Origin of the sequence: Mumia xiangluensis, assembly GCF_010994095.1 — a bacterium.
In the GTDB taxonomy this organism is placed as follows: Bacteria; Actinomycetota; Actinomycetes; order Propionibacteriales; family Nocardioidaceae; genus Mumia; species Mumia xiangluensis.
The window spans coordinates 254,923-267,847 of the sequence record NZ_WJYO01000005.1 but is presented as its reverse complement, the minus strand read 5'-3'; the positions used below and the strand labels follow the sequence as shown (position 1 = coordinate 267,847).

At 71.2% G+C, this 12,925-nt stretch carries 14 protein-coding genes; 5 read left to right on the top strand and 9 right to left on the bottom strand.

Translation table 11 applies throughout. The annotated features are described in order from the left end of the window. Position 1 precedes the first annotated feature (1 nt). The 3 genes from GH747_RS16725 to GH747_RS16715 are packed head-to-tail and all read left to right on the top strand — an operon-like array spanning position 2 to position 2,447. Positions 2-349, top strand: a complete 348-nt coding sequence (locus tag GH747_RS16725) for a hypothetical protein (RefSeq protein ID WP_149770757.1) — start codon at positions 2-4, stop codon at positions 347-349. A gap of 44 nt (positions 350-393) precedes the next feature. Continuing rightward, positions 394-1,785 (top strand): sensor histidine kinase, encoded by a 1,392-nt coding sequence (locus tag GH747_RS16720; protein ID WP_149770756.1) that lies wholly within the window; start codon positions 394-396, stop codon positions 1,783-1,785. Continuing rightward, a complete protein-coding gene (locus tag GH747_RS16715) occupies positions 1,782-2,447 on the top strand; it encodes a response regulator transcription factor (RefSeq protein ID WP_149770755.1) in 666 nt (221 codons plus the stop codon). Before GH747_RS16720 ends, GH747_RS16715 begins: the two co-directional genes overlap by 4 nt. Positions 2,448-2,459: 12 nt before the next feature. Here the strand turns inward: GH747_RS16715 and GH747_RS16710 are convergent, their stop codons facing one another. The 9 genes from GH747_RS16710 to GH747_RS16670 form a co-directional block, all read right to left on the bottom strand. Beyond that, the gene (locus tag GH747_RS16710; RefSeq protein WP_149770754.1) at positions 2,460-3,347 is read right to left on the bottom strand and encodes a serine/threonine-protein kinase; all 888 of its coding nucleotides are present in this window, start codon (positions 3,345-3,347) and stop codon (positions 2,460-2,462) included. A gap of 92 nt (positions 3,348-3,439) precedes the next feature. Next, on the bottom strand, positions 3,440-3,883 hold the full coding sequence (locus GH747_RS16705; RefSeq protein WP_149770753.1) for a hypothetical protein: 444 nt from the start codon (positions 3,881-3,883) through the stop codon (positions 3,440-3,442). A gap of 161 nt (positions 3,884-4,044) precedes the next feature. Beyond that, positions 4,045-5,280: a phospholipase D-like domain-containing protein gene (locus GH747_RS16700; RefSeq protein WP_149770752.1), complete on the bottom strand. Its 1,236-nt coding sequence runs from the start codon at positions 5,278-5,280 to the stop codon at positions 4,045-4,047. 29 nt (positions 5,281-5,309) lie between these two features. Then, positions 5,310-6,200 (bottom strand): tRNA pseudouridine(55) synthase TruB, encoded by an 891-nt coding sequence (gene truB / locus GH747_RS16695; RefSeq protein ID WP_149770751.1) that lies wholly within the window; start codon positions 6,198-6,200, stop codon positions 5,310-5,312. Further along, positions 6,197-6,679, bottom strand: coding sequence for a 30S ribosome-binding factor RbfA (rbfA, locus tag GH747_RS16690; RefSeq protein WP_149770750.1), 483 nt, complete (start codon positions 6,677-6,679; stop codon positions 6,197-6,199). Before rbfA ends, truB begins: the two co-directional genes overlap by 4 nt. A 140-nt stretch (positions 6,680-6,819) precedes the next feature. Then, a complete protein-coding gene (infB, locus tag GH747_RS16685; protein WP_149770749.1) occupies positions 6,820-9,798 on the bottom strand; it encodes a translation initiation factor IF-2 in 2,979 nt (992 codons plus the stop codon). A 111-nt stretch (positions 9,799-9,909) separates the two neighbouring features. Next, positions 9,910-10,209 carry a YlxR family protein gene (locus GH747_RS16680; protein WP_149770928.1) on the bottom strand — a complete coding sequence of 100 codons (300 nt, stop codon included), beginning with the start codon at positions 10,207-10,209 and terminating at the stop codon, positions 9,910-9,912. Between the two features lie 124 nt (positions 10,210-10,333). Then, positions 10,334-11,335: a transcription termination factor NusA gene (gene nusA / locus GH747_RS16675; protein ID WP_149770748.1), complete on the bottom strand. Its 1,002-nt coding sequence runs from the start codon at positions 11,333-11,335 to the stop codon at positions 10,334-10,336. After that, complete coding sequence (locus GH747_RS16670; RefSeq protein WP_149770747.1) at positions 11,335-11,793, bottom strand: ribosome maturation factor RimP; 459 nt, start codon at positions 11,791-11,793, stop codon at positions 11,335-11,337. The genes nusA and GH747_RS16670 overlap by 1 nt, the downstream gene beginning before the upstream one ends. Positions 11,794-11,939: 146 nt before the next feature. On the opposite strand from GH747_RS16670, the gene GH747_RS16665 reads away from it, so the two are divergent. Both GH747_RS16665 and GH747_RS16660 read left to right on the top strand, forming a co-directional pair. Then, complete coding sequence (locus tag GH747_RS16665) at positions 11,940-12,482, top strand: hypothetical protein (RefSeq protein ID WP_163695708.1); 543 nt, start codon at positions 11,940-11,942, stop codon at positions 12,480-12,482. Beyond that, complete coding sequence (locus GH747_RS16660; protein ID WP_163695705.1) at positions 12,479-12,925, top strand: ferritin-like domain-containing protein; 447 nt, start codon at positions 12,479-12,481, stop codon at positions 12,923-12,925. The genes GH747_RS16665 and GH747_RS16660 overlap by 4 nt, the downstream gene beginning before the upstream one ends.

Here is a 12,925-nt window from a genome sequence, read left to right as displayed (position 1 = left end):
CATGACGCTCTCGACGAAGATCGCGCTCGCCCTCCTCGGCGTCCTCGTCGCCGTCGTCGGAGCAACGGCGGCGTTCGCCGGACTCGGCTCGTCGGCGCCCGCGCCGGGCGAGACCCAGCCGCTGCGCATCGCCCCGTCGGCGCCCCCGACGACGACCACCCCTCCTCCGACCCCGACGCCTTCGCCCACGGCGCCGCCGAAGACCGACCGCGACGACGACGGCGGCGCTGACGACCGCGGCGACGACAACGACGACGACTTCCAGCAGCAGGCGCCGACGCCACGGGACCTCGACGACGACGACGGCGATGACGACGACGGGGCCGACGATGACGGGGACGACGACTGAGCACCCGGACCGCCTTCTCCGTACGCCAGCGCATCACGGGTGTGGTGGCGCTGCTGACGGGCGTGGCCCTGCTGTGCGCCGGCCTCGCCGCGTACTTCGTCGAGCTGCGCCGCGTCGACGACCACGTCCGGGAGCAGATCACCCAGGAGCTGCGCGAGTTCCAGACCCTGCAGGAGCGCGGCGTCGACCCCGCGACGAACGCGCCGTTCGCCGACCCGGACCGGCTCCTGACGACGTTCATGACCCGCAACCAGCCGAACGCGCACGAGCGGATCATCGCGTTCTCCAGCAACGGTGACCGGCGCTTCCTCGGGCGACGTGACTCGTCGCTGTTCTCCTCCCCCGACTTCGTCAGCGCCGTCGACCGGCTCCGCGCCGAGGGGGGCAGCACGGTGGTCGAGACCACGTCAGGTCGTCACGTCGTCGCCGTACGCCCCGTGCTGGGGCCGGAGGAGAAGCACGCGGCCTTCGTCGTCGCCTGGAACGTCACCGCCCAGCGGGCGGAGATCCGCAGCATGCTCCTCACCTACGTCGCCGTCGCACTCGGCTCGTGGCTGGTCATCACCCTCGTCGCATGGCTGATCGCGGGACGGCTCCTGCGGCCGGTCCGGACCCTCCAGGCGACGGCCGCCCGGATCACCGACGGCGGCGAGCTCAGCCGTCGGATCCCCGTCACCGGCAGCGACGACCTCACGGCCCTGACCGAGACCCTCAACGAGATGCTGGAGCGCCTCGACCAGGCGTTCGCGTCGCAGCGCGAGCTGCTCGACGACGCCGGCCACGAGCTGCGGACCCCGCTCACGGTCCTGCGCGGCCACCTCGAGCTGCTGGACGTCGGAGACCCCGACGAGGTCGCGTCCACGCGCACACTGCTGCTGGACGAGGTCGACCGGATGAGCCTCCTCGTCGACGACCTGCTGGTCCTGGCGAAGGCGCGGCGGCCCGACTTCGTCCAGCCCGAGCCCGTCGACGCCGTCGCCCTCGTCACCGGGATCCTCGACAAGTGCCGCGCGCTCGGACCGCGCGCGTGGATCCTCGACGCCGCACCCCCGGAGGGCGCGGTCGTGCACCTCGACCCCCGCCGTACGACGCAGGCCGTCCTCCAGCTCGCCGAGAACGCCGTGCGCCACACGGCCGACGGCGACACGATCGCCGTCGGCTGCGCCGTGGACGACGAGGGCACCACGCTGTGGGTGCGCGACAGCGGCCCCGGCGTGAGCCCGGCCGACCGTGAGGTGCTCTTCGAACGCTTCCGCCGCGGCAGCGCACCGCGAGGTGAGGGGTTCGGGCTGGGCCTGTCGATCGTGTCGGCCATCGCCGACGCCCATGGCGGCACCGTGTCGCTCGACCCGCACCGACCGGGCGAGGGAGCGACGTTCCGCCTGACTCTGCCCGCCACCCGAACCAGCACCGTCAGCCCCGAAGGAGAACGATGAGCAGCATCCTGGTGATCGAGGACGAGGACCGGATCGCGTCCTTCGTCGCCAAGGGCCTGCGCGCCGAGGGCTACACGGTGACGATCGTGGCCGACGGGATCACCGGCCAGGACTACGCGCTGACCGGCGACTTCGACCTCGTCGTCCTCGACATCGGACTCCCCCTGCTCGACGGCTTCTCGATCCTGGACCGGCTCGCGGCCGAGCGACCGGCGCTCCCGGTGATCGTGCTGACGGCACGCGACTCGGTGACCGACACCGTCGCCGCGCTGGAGGGTGGTGCCGCGGACTACATGAGCAAGCCGTTCCGCTTCGACGAGCTGGTCGCCCGTGTCCGACTGCGGCTGCGGGCCGTCCACGCCGGCGGGCCCAGCGACGACGTGCTCGAGGTTGCCGGCGTACGCCTGGACCTGCGTCGGCGGGTCGCGAGCGTCCGCGGCACCGAGGTCGAGCTGTCCTCTCGCGAGTTCACCCTCGCGGAGGTGTTCCTCCGCAACCCCGACCACGCGCTGTCACGCGAGCAGCTGCTGTCGCAGGTCTGGGGGTACGACTTCGACCCCGGCTCCAACGTCGTCGACGTCTACGTCGGCTACCTGCGCAAGAAGCTCGGGGCCGACCTGATCCGCACGGTGCGCGGGGTCGGCTACCGGTTCGGCGCCTGAGCGGGCCCGCGGTCAGCCGGTGGCGGCGATCTTGAAGCCTGCCAGGCGCGCCTTCGGCATGGCCTCCATGAGCGGCTCGATCAGACCCGCGACCTCGGCCGGCTCCGGGCGGTCCTGCGGCGCCGGCGCCATGCAGCGGTAGACCAGCTCGGCAACCTCGACGGGCACGAAGTACGGCATGGGCCGCGGCCGGCTCACCAGCTGGGGGTAGCGGACCTCGAGCGGATCGTCCTCCTCGCCGATCGCGTACGGCGCGTAGCCGCTGGTCGCGAGGTAGAGCGTGGCGCCGAGGCCCCACACGTCGCTGGCGGGCCCGGGCGCGCCGTACCCCTGCGGGTCGGCCTGCTCCGGTGCCATGAACTCGTCTGTGCCGACGACGTACGTGAGCTCCTGGGCAGCCTCGGTGCGGCGGGCGATGCTGAGATCGATGAGCTTCGCGGGCGATCCCATGATGACGTTGCTCGGCTTGACGTCGAGGTGGACGACGTCGCGGACGCGGAGGTAGTGAAGCGCCGACGCGAGCTCGAGCCCCAGCGGCAGAAGCTGCTGGACCGGGAGCGCACCGTGCTTGCGCACCAGGCTCGAGAGTCGCGGCCCGTCGATGTTCTCGAGGATCAGGTGGGGCCGAGGACCGTCGAGGTCGAGGCCGAACTTGCGCACCACGGCGGGGTGCGCCAGCTCGTCGAGCATCTGCGCCTCGCGCTCCAGCCCACGCAGCGTCACCTCGTCGTCGACCTGGTCCGGACGGACCACCTTGACGACCACGGGTGCGTGCAGGACCTCGTCGAAGCAGAGGTAGGCCTCGTACGCGTTGCCTCCTCCGAGGAGGCGCATGGCGATGAGGTCGTCGGTGAGCGAGTCGCCGCGGGCGAGCTCCCAGGAGGCGAGCTTTTCGGTCATGGTGTCCCTACTTCGACGGTCGTACGGGATGGTCGGCGTGACGGGGTGCTCCGGGGAGCCGGGCGTAGCGGGACGCCCGGCTCCCCTGCTCGTCAGCCCCGACGCCAGCGGGTGTCGTTCTTGCTGCGGTCGTTGGTCCGGTTGGCGGAGCGGTCACGCGTGCGGTCTCCACCGTCGCGGGTCCAGTCCCTGGTCTTGTCCGCGCGGCTGCGATCGCGGTCGCGGCTCACCTTCGTCTTGCGGCTGTTCGTACGGTCGCGGCTGCGGCCGGAGTTGCGGCTGTGCAGGGTGCCCCGGCTGACCCTCGACCGGCTCGCCTTGCTGCGCGTGTTCGTGTCGTCTGCCTTGCGCGCGCCGTCGTCGTCATCGTCGTCGTCGGCGACCAGCACCAGGGCGTCGTTGCCGTCGATCCTCTTGGTGACGGCCGGCGTCTCGGCGCTCGCCGTCGACATCGACGACGCACCCCATGCGACACCTCCCAGGGCGATCGTCGCGCCCAGGGCGGCGACGCCGGTCCGGATGAACGTGCTGCTCATGGTGTTCCCCTCGTGATCTCTGCCGGCGAGGACGCCGGTCTGCGTGCTTCCTGACACCACAGACGATGTCGAGGCACGGTGAGACCCGTGTGAGTCGACCGTGAGAGCGCTCTCACGGTGCGTTCACCCTCCGTTCACCCGCCGATCGGCGCCGCAGGGCCCTACAGGAGGGGGCGGAGCGGGACGAGCACGGCCTCGCTGAAGCGGGCCCGGTGGCGGCGGCTGGACCACTCCTCGAGCGTCAGCTCGCGGGTCGCGGTGCAGTCGTTCTCGAAGATCCGGTCCATCATCGCCGCCACCCCCTCGTCGATGACCTCGGCGTTCACCTCGTAGTTGCCGGTGAGGCTCAGCCGGTCGATGTTCGCGGTGCCGATCGTCGACCAGCGCCCGTCGATCGTCGCCGTCTTCGCGTGCACCATCGCGCCTTGGAAGAGCAGGATCTTCACGCCACCGCGGAGGAGCTGCGAGTAGAAGCCGCGCGACAACCAGTCGCAGAGCACGTGGTTGGAGATCTCCGGCACGATCACCCGGACGTCGACGCCGCGCCCCGCCGCCCGCAGGAGCGCGGCGAGGATGTCGAGGTCCGGGATGAAGTAGGCCTGGGTGATCCACACGCGTACGCTCGCCCGGTCGATCGCGTCGAGGTACATGTTGCGGATCGGGAACGACAGGTGGATCGGGGCGTTGCGGTGCGCCTTGAACCGCGGCTCCCACTCGATGTCGCCGGTGTCGACCAGCTCCGGCTGCGCACCCTTGCGGTGGGCGTTCCAGAAGTCGACGAACGCATTGTTGAGCTCCCAGGTCAGCGGCCCCTCGACCCGCATGTGGGTGTCCCGCCACTTCGTCGCGTAGTCGGACCCGATGTTGTAGCCGCCGACGAAGCCCACCTTCCGGTCGACCACCAGGATCTTGCGGTGGTCACGGCCGGTCTTGCGGATCCGCAGCAGGAAGATCCACGGCGTGAACCACGGGTGCCGCATCACCTGGACCGACCTCGGGAACCGCTTGAACGAGCTCTTGACGACCAGGTTCGCGAAGACGTCGTAGATGACGTGCACCTTCACTCCGCGCTCGGCGGCGGCGATCACCTCACGCTTGAAGCGCTGGCCGAGCTCGTCGTCCTTCCAGATGTAGGACTCGAGGTGGACCTCGTGCTGCGCGCCGCGAATCTCGGCGAGCATGGCGTCGAAGAGGTCACGTCCGTAGGTGTAGAGCGTGATCCTCGAGTCGCCGAGCTTCTCCGAGATCGGGGGCAGCCGAGGGAAGCTCACCTCGTCGGTGTCGCCGGCGCGCCGCTTGCGTCGGGCGTCGACGATCATGAGCACCGCGGCGACGAGCACGATCAGGATGAACCAGATCGCGACGAACCACAGCACCAGGTTCAGGATCGTCGCCATGGCTGACAGCGTAGGGGGCGCGGCCCGCGTCAGCCTACGAACACGGCCACCGACCGCGCGTCGGCGCCCTGCTGGTCGTACAGGGCGAGGAACGTCCCGTCGGGGTCGAACAGGGCGACCGGGCCAGGCGCCCCGAGATCGTACGACGCGAGCGCGCGACCGTGCCGCACGATCTTCGCGGCGTCCGCGTCGAGGTCGACGGACGGGAAGGCGGCGCGAGCGGCATCCTCGAGGGAGATCACCGCGAGCTCCTCGGCGAGCTGGTCGAGCGTGCGGGCGGCGTCGAGGGTGAAGCCGCCGACCCGGGTACGGCGCAGCGCGGCGAGGTGGCCTCCCACGCCGAGCGCGGCGCCGACGTCACGGGCGAGCGCCCGGACGTAGGTGCCGCTGGAGCAGGTGACACGGGCGTCGACGTCGACGGTGCCGTCCGGTCCGGACCTCAGGTCGAAGACGTCGAAGCGCTCGACCGTCACGCGGCGCGCCGGGAGGGTGACGTCCTCGCCGTCCCTGACACGCGCATAGGCACGGCGACCGTCGACCTTGATCGCCGACACGGCAGAGGGCACCTGGTCGATCTCGCCGATCAGCGGGAGCGTCGCCGTACGGACGGCGTCCAGGTCGACTCCGGACGCGTCGCTCGTGGTGAGCACGTCGCCCTCGGCGTCGTCGGTCACCGTGGTGGCCCCGAGCCGGATCGTCGCCTCGTAGTCCTTGTCGTGACCGGCGACATGCCCGAGCAGGCGCGTGGCCCGGCCCAGGCCGAGGACGAGGATGCCGGTCGCCATCGGGTCCAGCGTCCCGGCGTGCCCGACCTTGCGGGTCCCTGCGAGGCGTCGCATCCGCCCGACCACGTCGTGCGACGTCCAGCCTGCCGGCTTGTCGACGACGACGATCCCGGTGGGCGCGTCGGCCGTGCTCACGCCCGGGAGCCGCCGTCAGCGGACTCGTCGGAATCGTCCATCTCGTCGAGGTCGTCGGCGTCGTCGGCCTTGGACTTGTACGGGTCGGCCCCACCGGCGTACTCGGCGCCGGCAGCCTTCGCGGCGACCCGCGCATCGCGCTCGCGAGCACGGTTCAGCAGGTCCTCGATCTGGCGTGCGTTCTCCGGCACGGCGTCGCGCACGAACTCGAGGGACGGCGTGTGCCGCATCCCGAGCTGCTTGCCGACCTCGGACCGGATGAGCCCCTTGGCGCTCTCGAGCGCGTCCGCGGTCGCGTCGAGCTCCTCGGCGTCGCCCATCACGGTGTAGAAGACGGTCGCGTGCTGCGTGTCACCCGTGACGCGGACGTCGGTCACCGTCACGAAACCCAGGCGCGGGTCCTTGATCCGGCGGTCGAGCATCTCGGCGACGACGACCTTCACGCGGTCGGCCACCTTGTTGACGCGCATGCTTCCCATCAGAACTCCTTCTCGAAAGAGCGGCGGGGTGCCGCACCGACTGGTACGACACCCCACCACCTCATGCTGTTTCCGAGCACTCAGCCGCGTTCTACGGCCTCAGACCACGACCGTACGGCTTGAGCCTTGACCGTGCGGTCTCAGCTCCGCGGAATCTCCCGCATCTCGAACGTCTCGACGATGTCGCCGATCTTGATGTCGTTGAACCCCTTGAGCGTGAGGCCGCACTCGAAGCCCTCGCGGACCTCGGAGGCGTCGTCGCGCTCGCGCTTCAGGCTCGCGATGTCGAGGTTGTCCGCGACAACCGCGCCGTCGCGGAGCAGCCGCGCCTTGGAGTTCCGCTTGATCGTGCCCGAGGTGACCATGCAGCCGGCGATGTTGCCGATCTTCGACGAGCGGAAGATCTCGCGGATCTCCGCACGGCCGAGCTGGGCCTCCTCGAACTCCGGCTTGAGCATGCCCTTGAGGGCCGCCTCGATCTCGTCGATCGCCTGGTAGATGACCGAGTAGTAGCGGATGTCGACACCCTCGCGGTCGGCGACCTCGGTCGCCTTGCCCTGCGGACGCACGTTGAAGCCGATGATCACGGCGTTCGACGCGGCCGCCAGCATCACGTTGGTCTCGGTGATCGCACCGACACCGCGGTCGATGACCCGCAGCGCGACGTCCTCGCCGACGTCGATCTTGCTGAGTGCGTCCTCGAGCGCCTCGACCGAACCGGAACCGTCACCCTTGAGGATGAGGAGCAGCTCGTCGGTCTCGCCCTTCTCCATGTGCTGCATGAAGTCCTCGAGCGTACGGCGGCCGGCACGCTGCGCGAGAGCGGCGTTGCGCTCGCGCGCCTCCCGCTTCTCGGCGATCTGCCGGGCCATCCGGTCGTCGGAGACCACCATGAAGTTGTCGCCGGCGCCGGGTACGGCGGTGAGGCCGAGCACCAGGACGGGACGCGACGGGTCTGCCTGCTCCACGTTGTCGCCGTGCTCGTCGAGCATGGCGCGGACGCGACCGTGAGCCGGACCGGCGACCATCGAGTCGCCCACGCGGAGCGTGCCTCGCTGGACCAGGACCGTCGCCACGGGGCCGCGGCCACGGTCGAGGTGGGCCTCGATCGCGATACCCTCGGCCGACTGGTTCGGGTTGGCGCGCAGGTCGAGCGACGCGTCGGCGGTCAGCACGATGGACTCGAGCAGGCCGTCGATGTTCAGCTGCGACTTCGCGGAGACGTCGACGAACATCGTGTCGCCGCCGTACTCCTCGGGAACCAGGCCGTACTCGGTGAGCTGGCCGCGGACCTTCGTCGGGTCGGAGTCGGGCTTGTCGATCTTGTTGACGGCGACCACGATCGGCACGCCGGCGGCCTTCGCGTGGTTGAGGGCCTCGACCGTCTGCGGCATGACGCCGTCGTCGGCCGCGACCACCAGCACCGCGATGTCCGTCGCCTGAGCACCACGGGCACGCATGGCGGTGAACGCCTCGTGACCCGGCGTGTCGATGAAGGTGATGCGGCGCTCGGCGCCGTCCACGTCCGTCGCCACCTGGTAGGCACCGATGTGCTGGGTGATGCCGCCGGCCTCCTTGTCGACCACGTTGGCCGAGCGGATGGCGTCGAGCAGCTTGGTCTTGCCGTGGTCGACGTGACCCATGACGGTGACCACCGGCGGACGCGCGGCGAGGTCTTCGTCGTCGCCTTCGTCGTTGCCGAACGCGATCTGGAACGACTCGAGCAGCTCACGGTCCTCGTCCTCGGGCGAGACGACCTGAACGTCGTAGTTCAGCTCCTCGCCGAGGATCTGCAGGATCTCGTCGTTCACCGACTGGGTCGCGGTCACCAGCTCGCCGAGGGCGAACAGGATCTGGACGAGCGACGCCGCGTCGGCGCCGATCTTCTCGGCGAAGTCGGTCAGCGACGCGCCACGCGACAGGCGGATGGTCTGCCCGTCACCCTTGCGGACACGGACACCCCCGACCGCCGGCGCCTGCATCTGGTCGAATTCCTGACGCTTCGCGCGCTTGCTCTTGCGTCCACGACGGACGGGCCCACCGGCGCGACCGAACGCGCCCTGCGTGCCGCCACGGCCTGCGCGACCGGGGCCGGGACGACCGCCGCCGCCGGCGAAGCCGCCGGGACGAGGGCCACCGCCGCCACCACCGGGACCGCCTGCACCAGGACGGCCTCCGCCGCCGCCACCGCCGCCGGGGCGTCCGGCACCAGCCGGGGCGCCACCGCGACCACGGCCGCCGCCGGGACCGCCGCGCGACGGACCGATCGAGCTCTGCTTGGGCATCATCGCCGGGTTAGGACGCGGCATGCCCGGACGCGGTGCGGGTGCACCGTCGCGGGAGGCCGGCGGACGGGGCGGCATGCCCGGACGGGGCGCACCGCCCTCACGGGCACCCTCGCGGGGCGCGCCCTCGCGCGGGCCGCTGTCACGCGGGCCGCCGTCTCGACCCGGGCGCTGCATGCCCTGCGTCGAGGAGAACGGGTTGTTGCCCGGACGGGGACCACCGGAACGGCCACCGCCAGCACCGCCCGAACCGCCAGGACGCGGGCCGGGACGGCCTGCGCCCGGACGAGCTGCCGGTGCGCCGGGACGAGCGGCGTCCGACCGTGCGGCCGGAGTCTCGGGGCGCGGGGCCGGACGTGGTGCCGGACGAGGACCGCCGGGCTTCGGAGCTGCTGGAGCAGCCGCCGCGGCAGGGGCCTCGGGCTCGACCGGAGCCGCCGGAGCGGCAGGCGCCTCGGCCGCCGGAGCGACCGGAGCCTCGGGCTCGACCGGAGCCGCCGGTGCGGCGGGCGCTGCCGGTGCGGCAGGCGCCTCTGCCTTCTTGCGCGGGCCGGGGAGCGGGGCTCCACCGGTCGCGGGGGTGGACTCTGCCGCAGGTGCGGCGGAGCTGGCGGCGGGCGCCGACTTGGCGGCCGCTGCCTTCTTGGATGTCTTCTTCGCGCCCTGGGCGCGGAACTGGTCGCCGTACTTCTCTTCGAGGCGACGGATGACCGGCGCCTCGACGGTCGACGAGGCCGAACGGACGTACTCGCCCATGTCGTTCAACGCCGAAAGGACGTCCTTGCTGGTGACTCCGAGCTCTTTAGCGAGCTCATGGACTCGGACCTTTGCCACTTCTCTCCTTCAAGGGCGGTCCGAGCCCGGAAGGGCGCAAACCGCTAGTTGATGTGCATGCTCATCGAACGGAACTCATCGAGTGCTCATGAGCGTGTGCTCCACTTCTGTCTATGCGCCGCCCGTGGGCGGCGCCGGCTGCGTCTTGCTGGTTGATTCTCGGACGAGAGCGTCGACCTGCTCGGTGTCGAGAGGTCCCTCCACCCGGAGGGCCCGCGCGAACGCCTTGCGCTGCTTCGCTCGTTCGAGGCACGCGAGATCGAGGTGCAGATGCGCCCCGCGTCCCGGCGCCGAGCCGAGGAGATCGGGTGTGACGACTGTGATCGCCTCACCGTGGATCGCCACGACACGAACCAGATCGGATTTGTCGACTCGAGCTCGACACCCGATGCAGGTACGGACAGGCCGCACACGGACCGGGATCTCCGGGACTGCGTCGGAAGACGCACCACCGGACGGAGACGAGTGATTCACCGTCGTTCAGTCTAGCGGGTCGGCCCTGGGACTGTCGTCCGGGCCGTCCCGCAGCGCTGGATCAGGCGCCGCTCGCGCCCTCGACGACCTCGGTGTCGGGTCGGATGTCGATGCGCCATCCGGTCAGGCGTGCGGCAAGACGGGCGTTCTGGCCCTCCTTGCCGATCGCGAGCGACAGCTGGAAGTCCGGCACGACGACCCGCGCCGCCTTCGCGTCGGCGTCGACGACCGTGACGGACGTCACCTGCGCGGGCGACAATGCGTGCGCGATGTAGTCCGCCGGGTCCTCGGAGTAGTCGACGATGTCGATCTTCTCGCCGTGCAGCTCCGACATGACGTTGCGGACGCGCTGACCCATCGGTCCGATCGACGCCCCCTTGGCGTTGACGCCCGGCTGCGTCGAGCGGACCGCGATCTTGGTGCGGTGTCCCGCCTCCCGGGCGATGCCGGAGATCTCGACGGTGCCGTCGGCGATCTCGGGAACCTCCAGCGCGAACAGCTTCTTGACGAGGTTGGGATGGGTCCGGGAGACCTGGACCTGCAGGCCGCGCGGACCGCGGCGGACGCTCGTCACGAACGCCTTGATGCGGTCGCCGTGGACGTACGACTCTCCCGGCACCCGCTCCGCCATCGGCAGCAGGGCCTCGACGCGTCCGAGGTCGACGAGCACGTCGCCCGGCTCGCGTCCCTGCTGGATGACGCCGGAGACGATGTCGCCCTCGCGCGCCGAGAACTCGCCGAAGCGCTGCTCGTCCTCGGCGTCGCGCAGACGCTGCAGGATGATCTGCTTCGCCGTGGTGGCGGCGATCCGGCCGAAGTCGCTCGGGGTGTCGTCGAACTCCTCGGTCAGCGTGAAGCCGCCCGTCTCGTTCTCGACGCGGTCCCGGGCCCAGACGACCACGTGCCCGGACTTGCGGTCGAGCTCGACGCGGGAGTTGCTGCGGGCGCCCGGGGTCCGGTGGTACGCGACGAGCAGAGCCTGCTCGATCGCCGTCACGACGACCTCCAGCGGCAGGTCCTTCTCGTGCTCCAGCGTGCGGAGCACAGCCATGTCGATGTCCATCAGACGTCCTTCCGATTGAGCTCGGGCTCGATCTTCGCCTTCTTCACGTCCGCGTACGTGACGGTTCGTTCCCCAGTCTCGGTGCGCAGCACCGCCCCCGCATCGTCAGCCGACACGATGCGGCCGGTGAAGGTCTGGCCGTCGACCGGCGTCACCTTCGCGAGCCGGCCGGCATTGCGCGACCAGTGCCGCGGCAGCGTCAGCGGGCGGCTGGTGCCGCGCGAGCCCACCTCGAGCGTGTACGGGTCGGGGCCGAGCGAGTCGTCGCTGTCCAGCGCGGTGGACACGGCACGCGTCACGTCGGCGATGTCGTCGAGGTTCAGGCCGCCCTCGGCGTCGAGCACGACACGGAGGATGCGGCCGTTCGTGAGCTCGACGGCGTCCAGGTCCATTCCGTGGGACCGGACGATGTCGTCCAACAACGCTTGGAGGCTGTCGGGGACCGGTGTCGTAGCCATGGGGCGCGCCTCCGTCTTCTGTTGTGCCGCGGGCGTGCTGCGCCGCGGTGGTGCTGGATCGACCACGTCCCATTCTAGGGGCTGGTGCGGAGCGCGCAGCGACGGCACAGCCGCGGCGCCGTACGACCCTCCGATAGGTTCGCTCCGTGAGACCCGGACCGCAGCACCGCCCGCTCGGCGTCGACCGTCGTCGGCTGCTGGTCGGAGGCGGGCTCCTGACGCTCGTCGCCGTCTCCGGCTGCTCGTGGCTGGACCGGACGCCGTCGACGCCGGATCCGGAGGTCCACCCCGACCACGGCCTGCTCGCGGACGCGCGTCAGCAGCAGGCGGACCTGCTGGACGCCGTACGCACGACGGCGGCCACGCACGCCGCGCTCGCGACGGCTCTCGCGCCGTTGGTCGCACGTGCGGAGGAGCGCCTCGCGGAGCTCGACCGTGCGGTGGGCGATCCGACGGCCACTCCCCCGTCGGCAGGCACCTCGCCGACGTCGGCCTCCCCCACGCCCGTCCCCGCACGCCCCGCCGCCGCAGTGCGCGCGCTGGCGACGCGCAGCCAGGAGGCTCAGGCCGCGCGCCGCGAGGACTGCGGCGCCGCGACCGACCAGGGCGTCGCGCGCCTGCTGGCGTCGCTGAGCGCCGGCTACGCCCAGGACGCGGTCGTCCTCCGAACGACGAGGGCCGCCGCATGAGGACCCACGACGAGGATCCGACAGCGGTCGAGGTCGATCCCACCGACGCTCTGCAGAACGCCCTCGCCGGGGAGCACGGCGCCGTGTACGCGTACGGGTTCGTGGCCGGCAGGGTCGAACCCGGTTCCGCGATCCAGCGCCAGGCGACGTCGTCGTACGCGGTCCACCGCAAGCGGCGCGACGACCTGATCGCCCTGCTGACGCGGGACGAGCAGACGCCGGTCGAGCCTGCCCCGGCGTACGACACGGGCGCGGTCGCCACTACCGCCGACGTGCGGCGACTCGCGCAGGAGACCGAGTCCGGGCTCGTCAGCAGCTGGCTGGCCGTGGTCGGGGTGACCTCCGGCGCGGCGCGCACGTACGCGGTCGACGCGACGAGCGACTCCGCAACCGCCCTGCTGGCGTGGGGCGGCGACCCGAGCGCTCTTCCTGGGACGGAGTGA